19 protein-coding genes, 1 tRNA gene and 1 pseudogene are annotated in these 21905 nt (G+C 44.6%); 20 read left to right on the forward strand and 1 reads right to left on the reverse strand.

The window, feature by feature from the left end; genetic code table 11:
- The 15 genes from murI (at position 1) to SFSGTM_RS03275 (ending at position 14459) form a co-directional block, all read left to right on the forward strand.
- Positions 1-807 (forward strand): glutamate racemase, encoded by an 807-nt coding sequence (gene murI, locus SFSGTM_RS03205; RefSeq protein WP_162083900.1) that lies wholly within the window; start codon positions 1-3, stop codon positions 805-807.
- Between the two features lie 45 nt (positions 808-852).
- Positions 853-927 (forward strand) — tRNA-Thr (locus tag SFSGTM_RS03210).
- Between the two features lie 135 nt (positions 928-1062).
- Complete coding sequence (rfbF, locus tag SFSGTM_RS03215; protein ID WP_162083901.1) at positions 1063-1830, forward strand: glucose-1-phosphate cytidylyltransferase; 768 nt, start codon at positions 1063-1065, stop codon at positions 1828-1830.
- Positions 1815-2891 carry a CDP-glucose 4,6-dehydratase gene (gene rfbG / locus SFSGTM_RS03220; RefSeq protein WP_198420607.1) on the forward strand — a complete coding sequence of 359 codons (1077 nt, stop codon included), beginning with the start codon at positions 1815-1817 and terminating at the stop codon, positions 2889-2891. The genes rfbF and rfbG overlap by 16 nt, the downstream gene beginning before the upstream one ends.
- A 39-nt stretch (positions 2892-2930) precedes the next feature.
- Positions 2931-4244 carry a lipopolysaccharide biosynthesis protein RfbH gene (rfbH, locus tag SFSGTM_RS03225; protein ID WP_162083902.1) on the forward strand — a complete coding sequence of 438 codons (1314 nt, stop codon included), beginning with the start codon at positions 2931-2933 and terminating at the stop codon, positions 4242-4244.
- A 119-nt stretch (positions 4245-4363) separates the two neighbouring features.
- On the forward strand, positions 4364-4699 hold the full coding sequence (locus tag SFSGTM_RS03230) for a MarR family EPS-associated transcriptional regulator (RefSeq protein WP_162083903.1): 336 nt from the start codon (positions 4364-4366) through the stop codon (positions 4697-4699).
- The gene (gmd, locus tag SFSGTM_RS03235; RefSeq protein ID WP_162083904.1) at positions 4696-5778 is read left to right on the forward strand and encodes a GDP-mannose 4,6-dehydratase; all 1083 of its coding nucleotides are present in this window, start codon (positions 4696-4698) and stop codon (positions 5776-5778) included. Before SFSGTM_RS03230 ends, gmd begins: the two co-directional genes overlap by 4 nt.
- 27 nt (positions 5779-5805) lie before the next feature.
- Positions 5806-7284 (forward strand): lipopolysaccharide biosynthesis protein, encoded by a 1479-nt coding sequence (locus tag SFSGTM_RS03240; RefSeq protein ID WP_198420608.1) that lies wholly within the window; start codon positions 5806-5808, stop codon positions 7282-7284.
- A 14-nt stretch (positions 7285-7298) separates the two neighbouring features.
- Complete coding sequence (locus SFSGTM_RS03245; RefSeq protein WP_162083906.1) at positions 7299-8147, forward strand: FkbM family methyltransferase; 849 nt, start codon at positions 7299-7301, stop codon at positions 8145-8147.
- Positions 8148-8184: 37 nt separating this feature from the next.
- The gene (locus SFSGTM_RS03250) at positions 8185-9081 is read left to right on the forward strand and encodes an FkbM family methyltransferase (protein WP_162083907.1); all 897 of its coding nucleotides are present in this window, start codon (positions 8185-8187) and stop codon (positions 9079-9081) included.
- 32 nt (positions 9082-9113) lie between these two features.
- On the forward strand, positions 9114-10148 hold the full coding sequence (locus SFSGTM_RS03255) for a glycosyltransferase family 2 protein (protein ID WP_162083908.1): 1035 nt from the start codon (positions 9114-9116) through the stop codon (positions 10146-10148).
- Between the two features lies 1 nt (position 10149).
- A complete protein-coding gene (locus SFSGTM_RS03260; protein WP_162083909.1) occupies positions 10150-11124 on the forward strand; it encodes a GDP-mannose 4,6-dehydratase in 975 nt (324 codons plus the stop codon).
- 14 nt (positions 11125-11138) lie between these two features.
- On the forward strand, positions 11139-12380 hold the full coding sequence (locus tag SFSGTM_RS03265; RefSeq protein ID WP_162083910.1) for a class I SAM-dependent methyltransferase: 1242 nt from the start codon (positions 11139-11141) through the stop codon (positions 12378-12380).
- A complete protein-coding gene (locus tag SFSGTM_RS03270; protein WP_232526030.1) occupies positions 12373-13497 on the forward strand; it encodes a glycosyltransferase WbsX family protein in 1125 nt (374 codons plus the stop codon). Before SFSGTM_RS03265 ends, SFSGTM_RS03270 begins: the two co-directional genes overlap by 8 nt.
- Positions 13494-14459: an NAD-dependent epimerase/dehydratase family protein gene (locus SFSGTM_RS03275; protein ID WP_162083911.1), complete on the forward strand. Its 966-nt coding sequence runs from the start codon at positions 13494-13496 to the stop codon at positions 14457-14459. The genes SFSGTM_RS03270 and SFSGTM_RS03275 overlap by 4 nt, the downstream gene beginning before the upstream one ends.
- Positions 14460-14664: 205 nt before the next feature.
- On the opposite strand, the pseudogene SFSGTM_RS03280 reads toward SFSGTM_RS03275, so the two are convergent.
- A pseudogene (locus SFSGTM_RS03280) lies at positions 14665-15845 on the reverse strand (IS3 family transposase); the annotation flags it as partial.
- A gap of 53 nt (positions 15846-15898) precedes the next feature.
- Between SFSGTM_RS03280 and SFSGTM_RS03285 the strand changes: the two are divergent.
- Genes SFSGTM_RS03285 through SFSGTM_RS03305 form a run of 5 tightly spaced genes read left to right on the forward strand, consistent with a single transcriptional unit; the run spans position 15899 to position 21901 of the window.
- Complete coding sequence (locus SFSGTM_RS03285) at positions 15899-17377, forward strand: MBOAT family O-acyltransferase (protein ID WP_232526031.1); 1479 nt, start codon at positions 15899-15901, stop codon at positions 17375-17377.
- Positions 17377-18396, forward strand: coding sequence for an alginate O-acetyltransferase AlgX-related protein (locus SFSGTM_RS03290; RefSeq protein WP_162083912.1), 1020 nt, complete (start codon positions 17377-17379; stop codon positions 18394-18396). The genes SFSGTM_RS03285 and SFSGTM_RS03290 overlap by 1 nt, the downstream gene beginning before the upstream one ends.
- Complete coding sequence (locus SFSGTM_RS03295) at positions 18383-19735, forward strand: hypothetical protein (protein WP_162083913.1); 1353 nt, start codon at positions 18383-18385, stop codon at positions 19733-19735. Before SFSGTM_RS03290 ends, SFSGTM_RS03295 begins: the two co-directional genes overlap by 14 nt.
- A gap of 15 nt (positions 19736-19750) precedes the next feature.
- Complete coding sequence (locus tag SFSGTM_RS03300) at positions 19751-20746, forward strand: glycosyltransferase (protein WP_162083914.1); 996 nt, start codon at positions 19751-19753, stop codon at positions 20744-20746.
- Positions 20747-20794: 48 nt separating this feature from the next.
- On the forward strand, positions 20795-21901 hold the full coding sequence (locus SFSGTM_RS03305) for an NAD(P)/FAD-dependent oxidoreductase (protein WP_162083915.1): 1107 nt from the start codon (positions 20795-20797) through the stop codon (positions 21899-21901).
- Positions 21902-21905 lie beyond the last annotated feature (4 nt).

Here is a 21905-nt window from a genome sequence, read left to right on the forward strand (position 1 = left end):
ATGCAAATCGACTCTAAACAGGCTATCGGCGTATTTGATTCGGGTATAGGTGGGTTAACCGTCGTGCGTGCGCTGATGGAGCGTCTGCCGTTTGAAAATATTGTGTACTTTGGTGACACCGCGCGAGTTCCGTATGGTGTGAAATCAGTGGAAACCATCGCCCATTACACCACGCAAATCGCCCAGTTTTTGCTGGAAAAAAACGTTAAGTTACTCATCATTGCCTGTAACACTATGGCGGCTGTTGCTGCGCAAACTGTGCGGGATATGTCGCCAGTACCAGTGCTTGATGTTATCGAGGCAGGCGCATGGGCGGCGGTACAAGCCAGCAAAACACATCAGATCGGCGTTATCGGCACCCCTACTACCGTTAACAGCAACACCTACGCACGTGCTATCCACGACTTGACGCAAGATGCGCGCATCTATTCTCAAGCTTGTCCATTATTCGTACCGCTGGTTGAAGAGGGGTGGCTAGATCATCCGGTTACTCGGCTTACTGCTCAGGAATACCTCAAGCCTGTCATCGCCGAACATATCGACACCCTCGTGCTGGGTTGCACTCACTACCCGCTGATTAAACCGCTGTTGCAAGAAGTCATGGGTGAAGGCGTAAAACTGGTCGATTCAGCCGAAGCCATGGCCAACCGAACCGCGGCCTTGCTTGCTGAACTCAATTTGGCTAATACCAGCCATGCACTGCCGCACTACGAATATTACGTCACCGACGTTCCGGTGAAGTTCCAGACCATAGGTGAGCGTTTCCTGGGTCGTTCGTTGAGCCATTTGCATGTGGTGAAATGGTAGGCTTGGTTGATGTAGGGGCGTGAGTCAGCTATAATGCGCGCGCTGGCCCGGTTAGTTCTAGTGGTAAAACAAGGCACTCGTAACGCTTAGTCGACAGTTCGATTCTGTCACCGGGCACCAGTCAGAATTAAGCAATATTAAAATCCCGTTAAACCCGTTAAGATAGGGTTTGCGGGTTTTTTTTCGCCTGATGTTCGGATGTCTGTTAGATTTGGTTTTATCCAGATTACGATTAACATTTTTAGATGTGAGCTTATGAAGGCAATCATACTTGCAGGTGGTTTGGGTACGAGGATTAGTGAAGAGACTTCTACGCGTCCTAAGCCTATGGTGGAAATTGGTGGCAAGCCTATTTTGTGGCACATCATGAAAAGCTATTCGGCGCATGGTATTCATGACTTCGTGATTTGTTGTGGTTATAAAGGCTACCTTATCAAGGAGTATTTCGCCAATTACTTTCTGCATATGTCCGATGTGACGTTTGATATGCGTAATAACAAAATGGAAGTGCATCATCGCAGCGCAGAGCCATGGCGGGTGACGTTGGTGGATACTGGTGAAAACACCATGACGGGTGGGCGTATCAAGCGCGTGGCCGAGCATATAGGGGATGAGGATTTTTGCTGTACGTATGGCGACGGGGTGAGTGATGTCAACATTACTGAGTTGATAGCTTTTCATCAGCAGCATGGAAAACTCGCTACATTAACTGCTACACAACCATCGGGGCGCTTTGGTGCAATCAATTTTGCAGGAAACAGCGTGACCAGTTTTCAGGAAAAACCTCAGGGCGATGGCGGCTGGATTAATGGTGGTTTTTTTGTGTTGTCGCCTAAAGTACTGGATTATCTTGTGGACGACAGCACCGTCTGGGAACGTGAGCCTATGGAGCAGATTGCCAGCGCAGGGCAAATGTCAGCTTATTTTCATACCGGATTTTGGCAGCCTATGGATACGCTGCGGGATAAAAACCATCTGGAAACCTTGTGGGCAAGTGGGAAGGCCCCATGGAAAACATGGTAGAGCCAGCGTTCTGGTCAGGTAAAACCGTATTAGTGACTGGACATACTGGTTTTAAAGGTGGCTGGCTGTCCTTATGGTTGCAGTCTATGGGTGCAAAAGTGGTTGGTTTTGCGTTAGCGCCGCCCACTCACCCTAGTCTGTTTTTGGCTGCGAATGTAGCGGACGGGATGGTCAGTATAGAGGGCGATATACGAGATTACGCCGCCGTGCTTGCAGTATTCAAACAACACCAGCCTGAGATAGTTATTCATATGGCAGCGCAGGCACTGGTGCGCTATTCTTACGCTAATCCTGTTGAAACCTATGCTACGAATGTGATGGGCACTGTGCATTTATTTGAAGCGGCACGGCAAACGGGTAGCGTCCGTGCGATAGTCAATGTGACCAGCGATAAATGTTATGAAAACCGTGAGTGGGTATGGGGTTATCGTGAAAATGAGCCTATGGGTGGCTATGATCCATACAGCAGCAGCAAAGGCTGCGCCGAATTAGTGACATCAGCCTACCGTAATTCATTTTTTAACCCACAGGATTATGCGCATCATGGCGTAGCAGTGGCATCGGCACGGGCTGGTAATGTCATCGGAGGTGGTGACTGGGCGGAAGACAGGTTGATACCTGACATCATACGTGCCATTACCCAAGGTGAGCCAGTACGCATTCGTAGTCCACATGCCATACGTCCATGGCAGCATGTGCTGGAGCCGCTATCGGGATATTTGGTGTTGGCGCAAAAATTGTATGAAGCTGGTGTGGCATATGCTGACGCCTGGAATTTTGGTCCGAATGAAACGGATGCCAAGCCCGTGCAATGGATAGTCGAGCAACTTACCCAGAATTGGGGTGAAGGTGCAAGCTGGGTACTTGATGAAGGTGAGCATCCACATGAGGCGCATTATCTTAAGCTGGATTGTTCAAAGGCGAAAGCGCGTCTGAATTGGCACCCTCGTTGGCAACTGGAAGATGCGTTGCAAGCGATTGTGGATTGGCAGCGAGCTTATCAGGCGGGGCGGGATATGCGTGTAGTAACTCTGCAGCAAATCGGCACTTATTGCGCTTAACTGATGCAATGGATTTTGGATTGAATAATTGAGGTTCATGTGAGTAAAGAAGCGCTAAGGCAGCAGATACTTGAGTTGGTCGAGCAATATAGTGCGCTGCAATATGCAGAGCAGCTATTTACTCCCGGAACTACTGTCGTTCCGCCAGCGGGTAAAGTTATTGGCGGTAGTGAGCTGAAGAATATGGTTGAAGCTTCGCTGGATGGCTGGCTAACAACAGGTCGTTTTAATGAGGCTTTTGAAAAGCGCTTTGCTGAATTCGTGGGCGTGCCTTACGCGCTGACCACTACGTCGGGTTCGTCTGCTAACTTGTTGGCCTTTACCGCACTGACTTCACCAAAACTGGGCGATCGTGCCTTGAAACCAGGGGATGAAGTGATTACCGTGGCAGCAGGTTTCCCAACCACAGTGAATCCCATGTTGCAGAATGGCATGGTGCCAGTTTTTGTAGATGTGGACATCCCCACTTACAACATCGATCCCCAAAAGATTGAGGCTGCAGTCAGTGATCGTACCCGTGCCATCATGATTGCGCATACATTGGGCAATCCATTCGATTTGGATGCCGTAATGGCAGTAGCGAAGAAATATAACCTCTGGGTCATAGAAGATTGCTGTGACGCTTTGGGTTCGCGTTATAAAGGCCAGCATGTAGGTACCTTCGGTCATATTGCCACCTGCAGTTTCTATCCCGCTCATCACATCACCATGGGCGAAGGGGGTATGGTGTTTACCAAAGATATTGAGTTGCGCAAAATTATCGAGTCGTTCCGCGACTGGGGGCGTGATTGCTATTGCCCAGCTGGTCATGACAACACATGCAGCAAGCGTTTTGGTTGGCAGTTTGGGTCATTACCAGCAGGGTATGATCATAAATACACCTATTCGCACCTGGGCTACAACCTCAAAATTACCGACATGCAAGCCGCTTGTGGTCTGGCACAAATGGATAGATTGCCTGAATTCATCGCTGCGCGTAAACATAATTTTGCTTTCCTCAAAGAGCGTCTGAAATCTTGTGAAGAATTTCTGATTCTGCCAGAGGCGACACCTGACAGCGAGCCATCCTGGTTTGGTTTCCCCATTACTATTCGTGATACAGCGGGTATTAATCGTGTGGATTTGCTGAAATACCTGGATCAAAACAAGATCGGCACGCGTTTGTTGTTTGCGGGAAATTTGACACGCCAGCCGTATTTTGAAGGTCGCACTTATCGTGTCAGTGGTGAGCTTGAACGAACTGATGAGGTGATGAGTAACACCTTCTGGATCGGCGTTTATCCGGGATTAGATGAAGAGATGCTGGGTTTTGTGGTCGAGAAAATTGAAGCGTTTCTGGGCGTGAATTTCTAAAGTGCTTGTTGAATAAATCATCATTCATGGCAGGTTATTTACCCAAGCTTGAAATTATGGTCGATAAATGATTAAATGTTCAGCTTGTGAACGCATGATTTTGTGACTTGCTTATCTAAATGTTAACAGACGAATATCGCTACAAAATACTCAGGAAATTAGAGGCTGAGCCTGAAACCAGTCAGCGTGAATTAGCACGTGAATTGGGTATCAGTTTGGGCAAGGTGAATTTTTGCCTGAATGCGTTGATAGAAAAAGGGCTGGTCAAGGCTAATAACTTTCGCCATAGTCAAAATAAAAAAGGCTATATCTATTTACTCACGCCCAGCGGGGTTGAGGAAAAAGCAAAAATAACCGTGCAGTTTTTGAAATACAAACTTGCGGAATACGAAGCAATCAAAGCTGAAATACAGCAGTTGCAGCATGATATTGAATCTAATGTGAGATCGAAATGAAAAAAGCACTTATTACCGGTGTGACCGGGCAGGATGGCGCCTATCTGGCTGAGTTTTTGTTGGAAAAAGGGTATGAAGTTCATGGCGTGAAGCGTCGGGCATCGCTGTTTAATACTTCCCGAATTGATCATTTGTATCGTGACCCTCATGAAGATGGAGTTCGTTTTTTTCTGCATCATGGGGATTTGACAGACTCTTCGAATTTGATCCGTCTTATTCAACAGATACAACCAGACGAAATATATAACCTTGCTGCGCAAAGCCATGTCGCAGTCAGCTTTGAAGAGCCTGAATATACAGCGAACTCTGATGCCCTTGGTGCTTTGCGTGTGCTTGAGGCAATTCGTATCCTTGGTCTGGAAAAGAAAACTCGTTATTACCAGGCCTCTACCTCTGAGCTTTATGGGCTAGTGCAAGAAACCCCGCAAAAAGAAACTACGCCATTCTATCCGCGCAGTCCTTATGCTGTTGCTAAACTCTACGCCTACTGGATTACCGTGAATTATCGGGAAGCGTATGGCATGTATGCCTGTAACGGTATTCTCTTTAATCACGAATCACCTATCCGTGGGGAAAACTTCGTTACCCGTAAGATTACGCGTGCTTTGGCCCGTATCAAGCTTGGTTTACAGGAACACCTCTATCTCGGGAATCTTAATGCACTACGTGATTGGGGGCATGCTAAGGACTATGTTGAAATGCAGTGGCTCATGCTGCAACAGGAACAGCCGGATGATTTTGTCATTGCGACGGGTGTGCAATACAGCGTACGTGATTTTGTAAATATCGCTGCCAGAGAGTTAGGTATTACTGTTCACTGGGATGGAGAAGGCCTGGATGAAAAAGGGTATGACGCATCAGGGAAATGTATTGTTTCAGTCGACCCTCGTTACTTCCGTCCAACTGAAGTTGAAACGCTCCTTGGTGACCCTTCCAAAGCCAAGGAAAAGCTCGGCTGGCAACCAAAAATCACCTTCGATGAGTTGGTTAAGGAAATGGTGCGCGAAGACCTTAAGGCTGCCGAACGCGATGAACTCGTGAAGCGGCACGGATATTATGCAAATAATTACCACGAGTAACTTGGTGTGAGGTTGAGGCGGAATCTGATGGCAGGGCTGGCAAACTCGGTTTGGTCAGCCCTGATTGGTTTGGCGGTGGTTCCGTTTTATCTGAAATATCTCGGAATAGAAGCTTATGGCTTGATAGGTTTTTTTGTGACGACTCAAACATTGCTCCAACTTCTGGATATGGGGATGGCACCAACCATTAATCGCGAAGTTGCGCGCTGTTCAGCGTCTGGTGATTTAAAAGAAGCAGGCAAGCTGCTGCACACTTTGGCCATAATTTATTGGTGTATGGCAGGGGTGATTGCTTTATTGATTCTGGCGCTTGCGCCTTGGATTGCAGAATACTGGCTGCAATCTAAACAGCTTTCACCCCAAATTATTTCACATGCCGTGATGTTAATAGGGCTGGTTGTTGCATGCCGCTGGCCAATTGGTTTGTATCAGGGGGCACTGATTGGAGCGCAACGGTTGACTGTATCAAGTGGTATCAATATGGCGATGGTGACAATCGGTAGTTTGGGCGCGGTAGCGGTGCTCGCTTTTATATCTCCAACGATTGAGGCTTTTTTCATTTGGCAGGCTTGCGTGGGTATTGTATATGCAATCACTATACGTGCGGCTGCTTGGCGAATAATAGGGGATACGAAAGCTAACCATTTTGATGCGGACTATATTAGACGTATCTTGAAATTTTCTTTAGGAGTGGGTGCTATTTCATTTTCTGGGATTGTTTTAACACAATTAGACAAGGTGATACTTAGTAAAACATTAGGATTGGAAAGTTTTGGGAAATATATGTTGGCCACAATGGTGGCCAATAGCCTCTATATTTTAATTGTTCCGATATTTAATACTGCTTATCCAAAGTTTTCCTCTTTGGTGGCGCAAGAAAAATTAGAAGAACTTTTTATGCAATACCGTACTGCTAGCCATTTACTTGCCACTATGTTGTTTCCTTTGGCAATGGTTATGGTATTGCTTTCACAGCAATTAATTCAATTATGGACGGGTAATGGTAGTCTTGCTGCTGATGTAGCCCCTTTGGCATCTCTACTGTTAATTGGTTATGCATTGCATGGTGTGATGCATATGCCATATGCATTGATGTTAGCGCAAGGTGAGACTAGATCAATGTTAAAAATATACGTTTCTCTAATTGTTATCATTGTGCCACTTACTGCAGTTCTTTCATTAATGTATGGTGCGGTTGGCGGGGCGCTGGCGCAGCTTCTGTTGTTTGTTTTTTATGTTTTGATGGGAACATGGATCACACATAAAAGATATTTTATAGGTTTTGCACGCGAATGGCTGTTGATAGATGTTGGCGTGCCTCTAGGTATTTCCTTGCTAATTGGCCTATTGGGGTTCTTTATTTTATCAATGCTAGGAGCTGAAGTGTATGTGAAGTTGATGGTGGGGTTGGTTCTTTGGGGTGTTGCAACTCTGTTAAGCATCTATTCGTCACAATTCTCGCGCTCGATTTTTGTTGGTTATTGGAACCAATTTCGTTATAGGTAGAAAAGGGGTGGGGTATGTTTGCAAGACTGTTTAATTACTTGTTAGATGTTCGTGATCGCCAGCGAATCAATATTGCATTGAGCAAGGGTGCGGCAATGATGCAGGCACGTGATATAGATTTTAAAAAACCTTCGACTTGGGAATTTTCCGGATTCAGCCAGAATGGTGAAGATGGGATTTTGGATGTTCTGCGGAAGAAACTGTTAAGTAGTAATCGATATTTTATCGAAATTGGTGCTGCAGATGGAATTGAGAACAATACTGGTTGGTTACTCGTAGCCGAAAAATATAATGGCATGCTGATCGAAGGTAGTGCCAAGCTTGTTGAAAGGGCGAGAAGAACTATCGTTGGTTATAGCATCGGGGCAGAGTGCCACAACATGTTTGTGACGAAAGAAAGTGTGTTGGAATTGAAGTCTATGGCATTTCATCTTGATCCTGATGTGTTTTCACTTGATATTGATGGAAATGATTACCATATAGCCAAAGCTATTTTGGATGGAGGGTTTAGACCTAAGATATTTGTAGTTGAGTACAATTCTGTTTATGGATTGGAGCGTAGTTTAACTATTGAATATCAACCCACCTTCGTATTTACTAAAGCACATCCAACTCACTTATATTATGGGGTGTCAATTTCAGGGTGGCGAAAATTTTTTGCGAACTACGGATATCGTTTTGTGACAGTAGATCGAAATGGGGTGAATGGTTTTTTTGTGGACCCTAAGTTTTTTGACAAGTCTTTTTTAGATGAAGTACAAGGGCTGATGTTTGCTGAGAACCAATCTCAATTTATAAAATTCAGGAAATCTAGTGAAGATCAATTTGAACTTATTGCGGATCAAAAATTTATCACAATTTGAAAGTATTCATCAACTGCTCACTGAACAAGGAAATTAAATGTCGATATTGCCACGCTGGTTGAAAGCTTTAGCTAAGCGTTCAAATACTTTAGTAAAGCTTAATGCGAGCTTGAGATGGAAATTCCATGTACTAACGGATTGGTGGGGAACAAAAGTCTGGACGAAAACTAGCGAGGTAGTGACGCCGCTAGGTTTTAAATTGACTTCGGGTTTGCACCCTGCATATGAGTTAATGCGAATTGGAAAGTTTGAAGTAGAGGAAACAGCAATAATCACGAAACTATTGCCTCAAGTGGATGTATTCGTGGATATAGGTGCCAATCTTGGTTATTACACTTGCCTTGCTCTGCAGTCTGGAAAACCTGTGATCGCTTTTGAGCCACAACAGCAGAACTTACAATGTTTATTTCAAAACCTAACAGCAAACGGATGGGAAAGTAGGACGGAAGTATTTCCCCTTGCGCTAAGTGATCGGCCTGGGTTGCTGACATTGTATGGGGCGTCAGGGCCATCAGCTTCTTTGGTTAAAAACTGGGCGGGTTATTCATCTCGCTTCAAGAAGATTGTTCCTGTTTCAACGTTGGATAATGTCTTGGCTGGACGTTTTATTGGTGAGCGTTTGTTTATTAAAATGGACGTAGAGGGGGCTGAATTTCAAGTGCTGAAAGGCGCATTGGCAACACTCCGTCTTGTACCTAAACCTATTTGGTTATTGGAGATATGTCTTGAAGAATTTCATCCTGATGGAAGAAACCCAGATTTCCAAGAAATATTTAAATTATTTTGGGACAATGGTTACCAAGCATTTACTGCAACTGGTATCCCAAAGTTAGTGAATCCTAGTGAAGTGGCAAATTGGATCGAAAAAGGCCATGCTGAATCTGGAACTTTTAATTATGTATTTTCCAAATCGGAAGAAATATTTACGCAGTAATTGAATGCCCAACGGTAAAAGACATCCAAATAATGTTTACAAAATTATCCATCTGCATTGCAACCTATAGCAGGGGAGCGTTTATTGGTGCGACGCTGGATTCTATCCTTGTTCAGATGGAGCCCGGCGTCGAGATTGTTGTTGTAGATGGCGCATCGCCGGACTCTACACCAGAAGTAATGGCACGATATGTGTTACAACATCCTGAAATCCGTTATTTTCGAGAGTCCATAAATTCTGGAGTTGATGCTGACTTCGATAAGGCAGTTGGTTATGCACGAGGAGAGTACTGCTGGCTAATGACCGATGATGATTTGCTCCGCTCTGGTGCATTAACAAAAGTCCTGTTAACGCTTAATGGTGAAGATGATTTAATTGTCGTTAATTCAGAAGTTAGAAATAAGGACATGTCTGTAGTATTCGAGAATCAAAGCTTAATGTTTGACGCTGACAAGGGCTACCATCAGGTGGATAGTGAGGCTTTTTTTGCTGAAATTGCTGCTTATCTTTCGTTTATAGGCTGTGTCATAATTCGGCGGACATGCTGGCTCTCTAGAGATCGCGCCACCTATTATGGAACATTGTTTATTCATGTGGGGGTGATTTTCCAAACCCCACCGATAGCGAATGTTCGCGTGATAGCCGAGCCTTTAATCGTTATTCGCTATGGCAATGCAATGTGGACGCCCCGGAGTTTCGAGATTTGGATGTTCAAGTGGCCAAAGCTAATCTGGTCATTTCCGGATTTTTCGGACGCAGTAAAAAGAAAGGTCTGCCGTCGTGAGCCGTGGCGAAGTGCCAAAGCACTTTTTCACAACCGGGCACTTGGGGCTTATTCAGTAGCAGAGTTCCGCAAGTTTTGGCCGAATGAAACCAGTAAAGTGGAGCGGGTAATCGCTTATGTCCTAAGTGTTTTCCCTGCTTCGGTGGCGAATTTTATCATGGTGTTTTATTTTGCTATTTTAGTTAAGCCAGCGCCGATGGCTTTGCATGATTTGTTGTGTAGTCGCAATGCGGGGTTGCTGAGCAGGCTTGTGACTCGGGTTTTGGGGGGCGTTCGTAAATAAAATGCCAACAGTACTCATTACAGGAATAACCGGACAGGATGGCTCGTATTTGGCAGAGTTGCTGCTAACCAAGAATTGCCGTGTCATTGGTGCAGTGAGAGATGTTCAAAATGCTAAGGTATTGCTTCCTGAGGGATTGCAAAATAGTGTTGAGTTGATTTCGTGGGATATGCTGGATCAGCATATCATGGTGGAAGTGTTGTCGGAATATCGCCCGGCACAAATTTACAACTTTGCGGCATATTCATCAGGGGCCGGAATGTTTGATGACCCCGTTGGGGTGGGAGAGGTGAATGGTCTGGCTGTAACACGCATATTGGAAGCAATGCGTGAGGTAGATACAAAAATACGATTTTGCCAAGCATCAAGCAGAGAGATTTTTGGTGAAGCGGTTGAAAGTCCTCAGACTGAATGTACGCTAGCTAATCCACGCAGCCCGTATGGTGCGGCTAAGCTTTACGCAGATTCCATGATACGAATTTACCGTCAACGCTACGACCTTTTTGCATGCTCAGCAATTTTGTTTAATCACGAGAGTCCGCGTCGTGGTTTGGGCTTTGTGACCAGAAAAATTACTCATGAAGCCGCGAAAATCAAGCTTGGTTTGGCCAAAGAGTTGCATCTCGGTAATCTGGACGCGCAACGAGATTGGGGTTTTGCAGGTGATTATGTGCGCGCTATGTGGTTAATGCTGCGACAGGAATGCGCAGAAGATTATATTGTGGCGACTGGAAAAGCGCATTCGGTTCGTGAATTATGTGACTTTGCTTTTAGCCGTCTAGGACTGGATTATCGTGATTATGTGCGTGAGGATGTATCGGCTTATCGGCCTGTTGAACCTGCGCTACTTGTTGGATGTGCAGCTAAGGCAAAGCTTAAATTAAAGTGGGAGCCAGAAGTGGGGTTTAGAGAACTAGTACACATGATGGTGGATGCAGATTTGCGAACCTTAAGTGCTAAGATTGAAAAAAATTGATAGGTTAAATGACGATGTACAAAAAAATTGAAAAATGCAGAATTTGTGGCAATACGCACTTAGAATGTGTATTGGATTTGGGCGAACAAATGCTCACAGGGGTGTTTCCGCGTGATAAAGATGCAAAGGTTACAACAGGCCCACTACGTTTGGTGAAATGTGTCGGCGGCGATGATGTATGTGGGTTGCTGCAGATGGAGCACTCCTACGATTTGGGTGAGATGTATGGTGAGAATTATGGTTATCGTTCTGGCCTTAATGCCAGTATGGTGGCGCACCTCAATGCCAAGGTAAAAAAAATCCTTGAGCAGGTTGAGTTGACTGATGGGGATATTGTTATCGATATTGGCAGCAATGACAGCACGACGTTGCAAGCGTATCCAGCTTCAGGGCCGGTTTTGGTTGGCGTAGATCCAACCGGTATCAAATTCCAAAGCTATTATCCTGCACATATTCAATTAATTCCTGATTTCTTTTCTTCTGCATTAGTGAACGAGCGCTTTCCAAACCAGAAAGCAAAGGTAATTACTTCATTCTCAATGTTCTATGATCTTGAAGATCCGATGAGTTTTATGCAGCAAGTGTATGACGTGCTTGCTGATGACGGTGTTTGGGTGTTTGAGCAAAGCTATATGCCGACCATGCTGGAAATGAATTCATACGACACGGTTTGCCATGAGCATCTCGAGTTTTATGCGTTGCATCAGATTAAATGGATGACAGATCGGGTGGGTTTTAAAATCATTGATGTAGAGTTCAATGATATCAATGGCGGGAGTTTTTCAGTCATGGTGTCGAAGGCAAATGGTGATTCAACCATTGCAGCGCCAGTGCAAAAAATTCTTGATGATGAATTGGGGGAACACTTAGATACACTTGTGCCATATCAAGCGTTTGCGCAACGGGTAGCTCAAACAAAGCGCAATTTGTTAAGATTTATTGAAAGTGCTCATGCGGAAAGCAAAACCGTGGCAGCATTAGGTGCCTCCACTAAGGGCAACGTGTTGTTGCAATATTGTGGTTTAACCACCAAAGAAATTGAATTTGTCGGTGAAGTGAATGCTGAGAAATTTGGTTGTTATACACCAGGTACATGGATACCGATTATTCCGGAAGATGAGTTGTTGGCTAAAAATCCAGATTATCTGATTGTGTTGCCTTGGCATTTCAAACATTTTTTTGTGGCGAACAAAAAGTTTTCTAAAATGAGTTTGGTTTTTCCATTGCCTGATGTTGAGGTAGTGAAAATTGATTAGTAACGCAACTAATGGAAAAGTGAAGGTTGATGAGTTAGCCAAGAAAAAAGCAGCTCGTGTCATCGCTTTTTATCTACCCCAATTTCATCCAACACCTGAAAATGATTTGTGGTGGGGGAAAGGTTTTACCGAGTGGACTAATGTCGCTAGCGCGAAGCCTTTGTTTAAGGGGCATGAGCAGCCAGTTATTCCTGCGGATTTAGGTTTTTATGACTTAAGGTTGCCTGAGACTAGGGTTGCGCAAGCAGAAATGGCCGCCGCTTTTGGGGTGGAGGGCTTTTGCTATTGGCATTACTGGTTTGCGGGTCGCCGCATGCTTGAGCGGCCTTTTGATGAAGTGCTTGCATCGGGATCGCCAGATTTCCCGTTTTGTCTGGGCTGGGCAAATCATTCATGGAGCGGGATCTGGAAGGACGAGCCGCATCGATTATTAATCGACCAGACTTATCCAGGGGAAGCTGACGACAGGGTTCACTTCGAATATCTGTTAAAAGCTTTTCGCGATCACCGTTATATGACTGTAGACGGCAAGCCGGTATTTGTAATTTTCAAACCGACAGATATGCCTGATGCCAAGAGGCGATTTGGTCTTTGGCGTGAGTTGGCAATAAAGGCTGGGCTTAAGGGTTTGCATATAGTAGGCATCAATATGCTGGACTTTAAAGATGCAGCGGTGCTTGGGTTGGATGCCGTTACGATATCGACTCTGGCCGTCACCAACACAGCGAATTCAGTGATTAACGAAGCGTCAAGAATTATATGGGGAATACGGCGGAGGTTGTCGCTGGGAGGGCCACGTATTGTTGAGTATAAGGATGCGATTAAACACCTTGTACCTGATCTCAACCAGTTTGATTGTGAAGCTTATCCTTGTGTTTATCCCAATTGGGATAACACGCCTCGCAAAGCTCGCAAAGGGCTGGTGCTGGCAAATTCGACCCCTGCGCTTTTTGAGGAGCATTTAAACGATGCTGTAAGTGCTTTGGATGGCCGTGTCGATGAGCACAAACTTGTCTTTTTAAAGTCATGGAATGAGTGGGCCGAAGGTAATCATCTGGAGCCAGATACGAAATGGGGCCTGCAGTATTTGCAGGCGCTTAAGCGAGTCATTGGATGAGCAGCAGCAACCTCTCATCTAATCGAACAACGTTAGTCATCATCGGTGCATCGGGTTTTATCGGAGAGCATTTGTTAAGTGTTCTTGCTGAGCGGAATGATATCGAGATTCGGGTGTTGGTGCATAGCAATAGGTCGAAGAATCATTCCAACTTGAGTTTCATTGAAGGGGATATGCTGAACTCGGATTCATTGGATGTGTTACTCAGTAAAAACTGTACCGTTATCAATTTGGCTTACCTTGTGCAGGATAATCTGGAAGCTATGGCTAATCTTGCTAATGCCTGCGTCAGGAACCAGATCCTGCGGTTGGTTCATTGCAGTACAGCAGTGGTGGCTGGAAGGGTTGATAGTGATTGGGTTACTGAAAGTACTCTATGTGTACCAATTTCAGAGTATGAACAAACCAAATTGCGGATGGAAGAAGTTTTGCTTGAACTAGCTATTGGAAAATTTGAGGTTACGATTCTTCGTCCAACTGCTGTGTTTGGTCCGGATGGCAAGAATTTACTCAAGATGGCGAATGAGCTAATGACGAAAAATTTGTTGATTAATTACGCCAAATCTTGCCTGTTTAATCGCAGGAGCATGAATCTTGTTTGTGTCGAGAATGTAGTTGCTGCATTGGTGTTTTTGCTAGATGCTGAAAAAGTAGATCGTGAAATTTTCATCATTGCTGATGATGACTCTCCAGTTAATAATTATCGCGATATAGAAAACAGATTGCTTACTAACTTCGGAAAATCTTATTTTGTTCCAAGGGTGTTCATTCCAAAATTCTGCCTTGGAGCATTGCTGCGTCTTGCAGGAAAGTCGAATATTAATCCATCCATAAAATACAGTGATCAGAAGCTCGTCCGATTGGGGTTTAAAAAACCACAAAATCTTGAAACGGCCATAGTCGCTTTTGCGGCATGGTATAAAAATTATCACACTAGCCAAAGTGTAGGGCATGTTATTTAATTCTTACGAATTTATATTTTTGTTTTTTCCAATCGCGTTTGCCGGATTTTTCTGGCTAGCACGCTATGGTTAAAGTGGACCCCTCCGTCAAGACAATAATACGTCGAGTTTAAGAGGGTAACCTTTCATATGCAGCTGCACGGCGCTGCCCCGGTTTTGTTTCTGGTTTTCGATCTTTTTCTAACAACGCTTTTCCTGACGTAGTGAACTTGTCCACGATGCTGGCACCACCGCCACTGGCTGTTCGATAAACCTCGTCTGGTGTTTTATAACCCAGTGACTGATGGATACGTTCAGCGTTATAAAACACAAAGTATTCCGTCAATCCTAGCAGCAGTGCTGGTAATGTAGCATAGCCTTTCAAATATACGTCTTCGTGCTTGACGCTACGCCAGAGCCGTTCCACAAAGATGTTATCCAATGCCCGTCCGCGACCATCCATGCTAATCGTAATGCCGTTTTCCTTGAGTGCACCCGTAAACGCGTCACTGGTGAACTGACTGCCCTGATCAGTGTTAAATAACTCAGGTATGCCGTGCGACTGTAGTGCCTGTTCCAGACAGTCCACACAGAAGCCACTGTCCATCGTATTCGATAATCGCCATGCCAGCACTTTGCGCGAGTACCAATCTATCACTGCCACCAAATACACGAATCCTCGTGGCAGGCGCAGGTAAGTGATATCCGTACTCCACACCTGATTGGGACGGGTCACTGCGACACCTCTGAGCAGGTAAGGATAAATCTTATGCTGCGGGTGCGCACGACTGGTGTTCGGTCCTGGCGCCATGCCAGCTAACCCCAGTGTGCGCATTAATCGTTGCACTCGTTTGCGATTGATGTGGTGTCCTATGCTACTCAGGTAATGCCTAATCTTGCGGCTGCCATAAAATGGATGCCGTGTGTATTCTGTGTCTATCAACGTCAGCAATGCCAATTCTTGTTCGTCAGTGGCTTTGATCAATCTGGGCGCATAAACGCTGGATCGCGCCACACCCGCCAATGCACACTGCTGACTGAGTGCTAAAGATGTGCATTGGCTAATCCACTGCTTGCGCAGTGCTATGGGTTGATCCCGGACTTTTTTTTAAGCCAGTCCAATTCCATTTTGAGTCTGCCAATCTCGGAATACAGTCGCTCTGGACTAGCAGAGAGATCCACTGGCTTCGGGCCGCGTTTGGCATTAAACAAGCCAGCAGCTTGTTCTTGCAACTCTTTCTTCCACAATCCAACCTGGGTCGGATGCACGCCAAATTCCTGACCTATTTCGTTAACCGTCTTGACACCACGAATCGCTTCCACTGCAACCTTGGCTTTAAACTCACCCGAAAAATGCTTACGATTTGTTTCACTCACAACCCGCTCCTTTTTACAGCAGGTTACCATCTTAATTCATTGTCCAGAAATCGGGGTCCACTTTAGGTCGTAATGTCAGTGCATTGTGGCTTGCATTTGCTTCGCTATTTTTCTACGGGTGGTGGTCGCCCAAGTATGTTGGCTTGCTCCTCGCTTCAGTTGTTATAAACTATGGTATCGGTTATGTGATCGGACATGCACGTAGTCGCACCCATGCAAAGCTGTTTCTCACATTCGCGATAACGACTAATCTTGTATTGCTGGGCTTCTACAAATACGCGAACTTTTTTATTGCCACTACAAACTGGTTGTCTGATGGGACATTGCCTTTGGTTGATATTATTTTGCCTCTGGGAATTTCCTTTTTTACCTTTACCCAAATTGCATTTTTGGTGGATGTGTATCGTGGAGTGGCTCGGGAATACAATTTCATCCACTATCTGCTGTTCGTTACGTATTTTCCTCATCTGATTGCTGGTCCCGTTCTTCATCATGAGCAGATGATGCCTCAATTTGCCAAGCCAGAAACATATCGTTTGCAATGGGACAATGTGGCGTTAGGGCTGAGTATTTTTACCATTGGCTTGGCAAAAAAAGTACTGCTGGCAGACAGCTTTAGTGATTATGTCGGGCCGGTTTTTTCAGCTACGGGTTTGGGAGTCCAGCCAGACTTTATTGAAGCATGGACCGGTGCGTTGGCTTATACACTGCAACTGTACTTTGATTTTTCAGGTTACTCCGACATGGCTATTGGCATATCCATGGTATTTGGTATCAAGTTGCCAATCAATTTTAATTCGCCATACAAGGCAGCGAACATTATTGATTTCTGGCGTCGTTGGCACATGACGCTTTCCAGATTTCTTCGTGACTATCTTTATATACCGTTAGGTGGAAACAGGAATGGAAAGTTAATGCGGTACATGAATCTTATGATTACGATGCTGCTGGGTGGTTTGTGGCACGGAGCTAATTGGACATTCGTAATTTGGGGTGGGTTGCATGGCCTCTACTTGGTTATTAATCACGCATGGCGATCCCTGGTTGCTGGTCGCATGCCTACGCAAGGTGTTCCTGCGCGTGTTTATTATTTGGCTGCAACGCTACTTACTTTTGTATGTGTAGTTGTTGCCTGGGTTTTTTTCCGTGCGGAATCTTTTTCATCAGCGATTTTGGTATTAAAAGGATGTTTCGGTTATGGGGGTATTTCCTTGCCTTCCAAATTAGGCATGTTAGCTGATGGTCTTGGTAATTTAAGTGGATTGCTGCCTGTAGGGGTTACTTTTGGTGGTGTTTTCCTTAATATCCCAGGTATGGGTTCCATGGGTGGGCTTGCTCCATTTGCCAGATTATTAATACTTGGTTTGTTTATCGTCTGGTTTGCGCCAAATAGTCAGCAGTTCTTCAACATAGTTGAGAATCTAAACAGAGAATCAAGGTTATTTAATTGGGCTGTTACTTGGCGGTTAAGACCAGCTATGGGGTTGTTTTTGGGTTGTGTATTCTGCTTGGCAGTGAGCAAGTTGGATAAGGTGAGCACTTTTCTTTATTATCAATTCTAATGAAATCTAATCGTATCTCAATTTCTTATCTGGTGTGGTTTGCTTTTCCCATAGTCGTGTATTTTGTGATCGCTGTTCCGTTATCAGTATTTTTTGAACATGTCTCAGGGGATTTAACTCGAATTGGACATTGGTCTGAGCGAGATTATGGGTGGAATCAGCCGCAGCCAGCTGTTTATGTGCGGTCGAATGGAGCTGGATTTGCCAACCCTCAGGTATTGGTTCTAGGGGATTCATTTTCGCATCCGAATATATGGCAGTCGTATCTTGCTGAGTCACGTAATCTTACTATCCTTTCTTTTCAGTATCAGGATGTCGGTTGCGTCGATAACTGGTTAAAGTGGGTGCTTAAACCTTCTTATTCAACAGTGAATACCGTAGTAATTCAAGTGGTTGAACGAAGTTTTGTCCCGTTGTTTCGCAATATCAATACATGTACTTACAGGCTTCCGAAACCGCTTGAGACCTCAGGAAAGGAGTTACTTGCAACACGATCACAGGTAGGTTTGACAATGGATGCTGCTTATCTTATTCCGACTGCTACAAATGCGACGCGTATGGCATGGGCTGGCGACAATATATCAATATCTTCAGGCGGAGTGATGAATGTTCCACTTGTTACTGGTAAACTTTTCTCGGATCGCAAATCTAATCGCCTTTTATACTATGAGGAAGATGAAACTAAATTAGCTTGGTCGAGAAAAGATATAATGGCCGCAGTAGTAAACCTTAAACGAATTCAGGGCAATCTTGCAACGAAGGGGTTGCATCTGGTGGTGATCGTGGTGCCAGATAAGTCTTCAGTCTATCGTATGTACATGGCTAATAAAGCAAGCGGAACTGGGTATCCGAATGTTTTTGAGCAATTGAAGACTGCCGGTGTTAATAATGTGAATTTACTGAGCTATTTTCAACAGGCTGCTGGCAATACTGTTGATCTTTATTTGCCTAATGATACCCACCTTAGCATTCAGGGATATAAGCTGATGGCCTCGAAAGTTGCAGATGAAATTTTCTAATTTATGGAAAATCGAGCACTCTCCTAGAACATTTCTATGGGTGATTATCGGTTTTGTTTTTTTTGTTATTGCCTGTTATCCAGGTTTTATGTCACCAGATTCACTTGAGCAATACAAGCAAGCACACACGTTGCAATTTGCAGATGGGCATCCGCCTGTCATGGCATGGCTTTGGTCAAAATTGAACTTGATTTTTGATGGACCACAAAGCTTATTATTCGTGCATTTGGGTATGCTTTGGATAGGGTTGTACATTTGGCACAGAAACGCTGGCGAGAATCACTCGGCCAAGTGGTTTATCCTGTTGGGCTTTTTTCCTTGGGTCGTCAATTTTGAAGGTGTCTTGTGGAAAGACGTGGGTATGGCATTCAGTATGCTACTTGCTATTGGTTTATTGAGTAGGAGCAAGATAACTTTCCCTCAGGGTTTTGTGGCAGTTAGCTTGTTATTGTATGCATTTATGGTGCGTAGCAATGCGCCTGCGGCATTGCTACCTATTGTTTGGTATGCGACTGGAAGATTGTTGCCTATGCTCTCAAATCGGATCAAAGTAGCTATTACTTCGCTATTGATGGTCATGATGTTCGTATTTTTGAATTTCTTTAACTACCAGCTGCTGAGTGCAGAAAAAAATCATATGGATAGCTATATGATGGTCGATGATCTTGTCCATTTATCCGAAGTCGCAGACAAAAGCCTTTTGCCACGAATCGATTACAAAACTGTCAAAGAATGCAGTCAAGAGACGATAGGGGATACGAAGTTGGTGGGGAGATTGTTTTGTCTGATTACTAAACCATCGTATCAGAATGTGGCGCCAATTCCGTATGAAGAAATTAAAAAAGCATGGGTTGCTGCAGTTAAAGTATATCCGCTTGAGTATGCGCAATTTCGTTTAAATGCTTATTTGTATTTACTGCGCGATCCATCGGAGAAACCATATATATATTGGTTTTCCGGAATTAGTACCAATGAAATAGGATTGGTGCAAAATGATAATGCTGCGACAATTTTATTGAAAGGTTATGTCTGGAGCGTGGCTCATTTGTTACCATTCCTATTTAAGCCTTATTGGTGGTTGACCATGGCTTCGTTGTTCTTGTGCGCAACGTTCATAATGCAGGGTGATGATAAAGATTCGTTGACGCTGATTAGAGTGCTTTTAATTTCAGGATTACTGTATATGTTTAGTTATATTCCAGTAACACCAATGGCGGATTTCAGGTATGTTTACTGGAGCACACTGGCAATCAGTTTGGCTGCAATTAAGTATGCAACATCATCCTTATATTTTAGATTTGAGTGGCAAGATTTGCGCACTAAACTTCATGTTGATTAGGTATATGTGATTTTTATGAGTTACCCTATTTTCTTGTCCATCGTTTTGGTTATGCGTAATCAGGCAGCTTCGATCGAATCTGTTTTGCATGAGATATCATTGCCCTTGGCTGAGCTGGTTAGTGACTATGAATTAATCATTGTGGATAATGCATCTGAAGATGACAGTATCTCGGTGTTGAAGAAGCTGACAAGGGAGGGTGGGCTGCCTAACCTTCAAGTATACGCGCTGACCAAAGAGGTGGACTCAGATACCGCATCTTGGGTTGGGCTGGAAAATGCATTGGGCGACTTTGTTGCCGTGATCGATGCTGCAGCAGATAGCATCAATTTTCTGCCAAGTTTGTTGGAGCAGGCATTAGAGGGGGCAGATGTTGTGTTCGCCTCTAATCAACAAAAACCTCGGCAAAGTTTGGCTTATCGAGCCTGTTATTCAGCCTTTAACAGTATTTATCAGACGTTCAATGGCATTCATCTAGCTAATGAAGCGCCGTCATATCGAGTGTTGAGCAAGCGGGTTGTGAATTTTATTCTGCAGCATCCTATGCCTTCGCTGACCTATCGTCATCTGCCTGCCACTGGCGGTTTTACCAAAGTTAATTTAAGTTACAGCGCCAAGACGCGACCATCGCAACCCAAACGTCTGAGTGAAAGTATTGATCGTGGTATGCGTTTGCTGGTTTCGACTACCCGTGGACCGATGCGTTTAGTGACGGCGCTCTCTTTGTTTGGTGCTGGTGCAAATTTATTTTATTCGTTTTATGTTATTGCAGTTGCTTTGCTAAAACCGGATGTTGCGCCTGGGTGGGTGACATTATCTCTACAACAGTCGGGTATGTTCTTTTTGATTTCGCTCGTTTTGTGGATGTTGGGTGAATACATTTTACATATGGCAAGCCTCTCTAATGAGGGGCCGATGTACCATGTGGCACAAGAGTTTACTAGTGCTGTTATAACTCGGCGCGAGAAACTGAATGTTGAAGAAATCCGTGCAAAAACTCATTTTTCATAATGATAAGCTATGCTTTATCGAATGAACCGGTGAAGGGTGGCTGTAATAATGTATGACGCAATAGTTATTGGCGGCGGTTTTTATGGTGCGGCAATTGCCGTCTACCTCAAGAAGCAGCGTGGGTTCTCGAATGTTTTGTTAATCGAGCGGGAGAATGAGTTATTGCAACGCGCCTCTTACAATAATCAGGCTCGTGTTCATAACGGTTACCACTACCCACGCAGCTTTACCACGGCTTACCGTAGCCGCATCAACCTGCCACGCTTCGTGCAGGAATATCCGCAGGCGATGAAAAGAGATTTCACCAAGCTTTATGCCATAGCCAAACGTAATTCTAAAGTTACGGCGCGGCAATTTGAACGGTTCTGTCGTGAAATAGGGGCTAAGTTAGAACCCGCACCTGATAACGTGCGTAGTTTGTTCGAGCCACGTTTGATAGAAGCGGTGTTTGTAGTCGAAGAATATGCCTTCGATGCTAACAAACTGGCCCAGTGGGCAAGGGATGAACTTAAGGAATGTGGCGTGGAAGTGCGTATGGGTACACGCGTTCAGTGCATAAAAAAAATGCAAAACGGCTTGTCGGTACAATGCGAAAACGACATGCCAGAGGCACTGAATACCCGTTATGTATTTAATTGCACATATAGCGGGCTTAATCAGTTTGGTGGGGATTTTCATGGTACGCAAACTGGGCTGAAGCATGAAATTTCTGAGATGGCTTTGATGCAAGTGCCGTCTGAATTGGCAGGTATGGGCATCACTGTGATGGATGGCCCTTTTTTCTCTATGATGCCGTTTCCGAGTAGGGGGTTGCACACGCTGTCGCATGTTCGATATACGCCTCATCTCAGCTGGGCTGATATGGAAGGAGTTGATCCCTATCAAAGGCTGGAGAGTTACCATCGGGCAACGCGAGTGGATCGGATGGTCAGGGATGTTATGCGGTACATGCCAGCAATAGCAGATGCCAGATATGTAGAGTCGTTATTTGAAGTGAAGACGGTATTGGTTAAGAACGAAGGCGATGATGGTAGGCCAATCTTATTTGAACGTCATGCTGAATTACCTAACTGCTATTCGATTCTCGGTGGAAAGATTGATAATATTTATGACGTACTTGAGAAGTTGGATGCGGAAGAATTTTTGCTCATTTAAAAGA

The organism is Sulfuriferula nivalis (assembly GCF_009937995.1).
GTDB lineage: Bacteria > Pseudomonadota > Gammaproteobacteria > Burkholderiales > Sulfuriferulaceae > Sulfuriferula > Sulfuriferula nivalis.

What these genes read in the sequence shown, in the direction of transcription:
- murI (WP_162083900.1), top strand. Translation starts at nt 1, where the DNA reads ATGCAAATCGACTCTAAACAGGCTATCGGCGTATTTGATTCGGGTATA.
- SFSGTM_RS03240 (WP_198420608.1), top strand. Translation starts at nt 5,806, where the DNA reads ATGGCAGGGCTGGCAAACTCGGTTTGGTCAGCCCTGATTGGTTTGGCG.
- rfbG (WP_198420607.1), top strand. Translation starts at nt 1,815, where the DNA reads ATGGAAAACATGGTAGAGCCAGCGTTCTGGTCAGGTAAAACCGTATTA.
- SFSGTM_RS03250 (WP_162083907.1), top strand. Translation starts at nt 8,185, where the DNA reads ATGTCGATATTGCCACGCTGGTTGAAAGCTTTAGCTAAGCGTTCAAAT.
- gmd (WP_162083904.1), top strand. Translation starts at nt 4,696, where the DNA reads ATGAAAAAAGCACTTATTACCGGTGTGACCGGGCAGGATGGCGCCTAT.
- SFSGTM_RS03305 (WP_162083915.1), top strand. Translation starts at nt 20,795, where the DNA reads ATGTATGACGCAATAGTTATTGGCGGCGGTTTTTATGGTGCGGCAATT.
- SFSGTM_RS03230 (WP_162083903.1), top strand. Translation starts at nt 4,364, where the DNA reads ATGTTAACAGACGAATATCGCTACAAAATACTCAGGAAATTAGAGGCT.
- SFSGTM_RS03300 (WP_162083914.1), top strand. Translation starts at nt 19,751, where the DNA reads ATGAGTTACCCTATTTTCTTGTCCATCGTTTTGGTTATGCGTAATCAG.
- SFSGTM_RS03275 (WP_162083911.1), top strand. Translation starts at nt 13,494, where the DNA reads ATGAGCAGCAGCAACCTCTCATCTAATCGAACAACGTTAGTCATCATC.
- SFSGTM_RS03265 (WP_162083910.1), top strand. Translation starts at nt 11,139, where the DNA reads ATGTACAAAAAAATTGAAAAATGCAGAATTTGTGGCAATACGCACTTA.
- SFSGTM_RS03295 (WP_162083913.1), top strand. Translation starts at nt 18,383, where the DNA reads ATGAAATTTTCTAATTTATGGAAAATCGAGCACTCTCCTAGAACATTT.
- SFSGTM_RS03255 (WP_162083908.1), top strand. Translation starts at nt 9,114, where the DNA reads ATGTTTACAAAATTATCCATCTGCATTGCAACCTATAGCAGGGGAGCG.
- SFSGTM_RS03245 (WP_162083906.1), top strand. Translation starts at nt 7,299, where the DNA reads ATGTTTGCAAGACTGTTTAATTACTTGTTAGATGTTCGTGATCGCCAG.
- SFSGTM_RS03260 (WP_162083909.1), top strand. Translation starts at nt 10,150, where the DNA reads ATGCCAACAGTACTCATTACAGGAATAACCGGACAGGATGGCTCGTAT.
- SFSGTM_RS03290 (WP_162083912.1), top strand. Translation starts at nt 17,377, where the DNA reads ATGAAATCTAATCGTATCTCAATTTCTTATCTGGTGTGGTTTGCTTTT.
- rfbF (WP_162083901.1), top strand. Translation starts at nt 1,063, where the DNA reads ATGAAGGCAATCATACTTGCAGGTGGTTTGGGTACGAGGATTAGTGAA.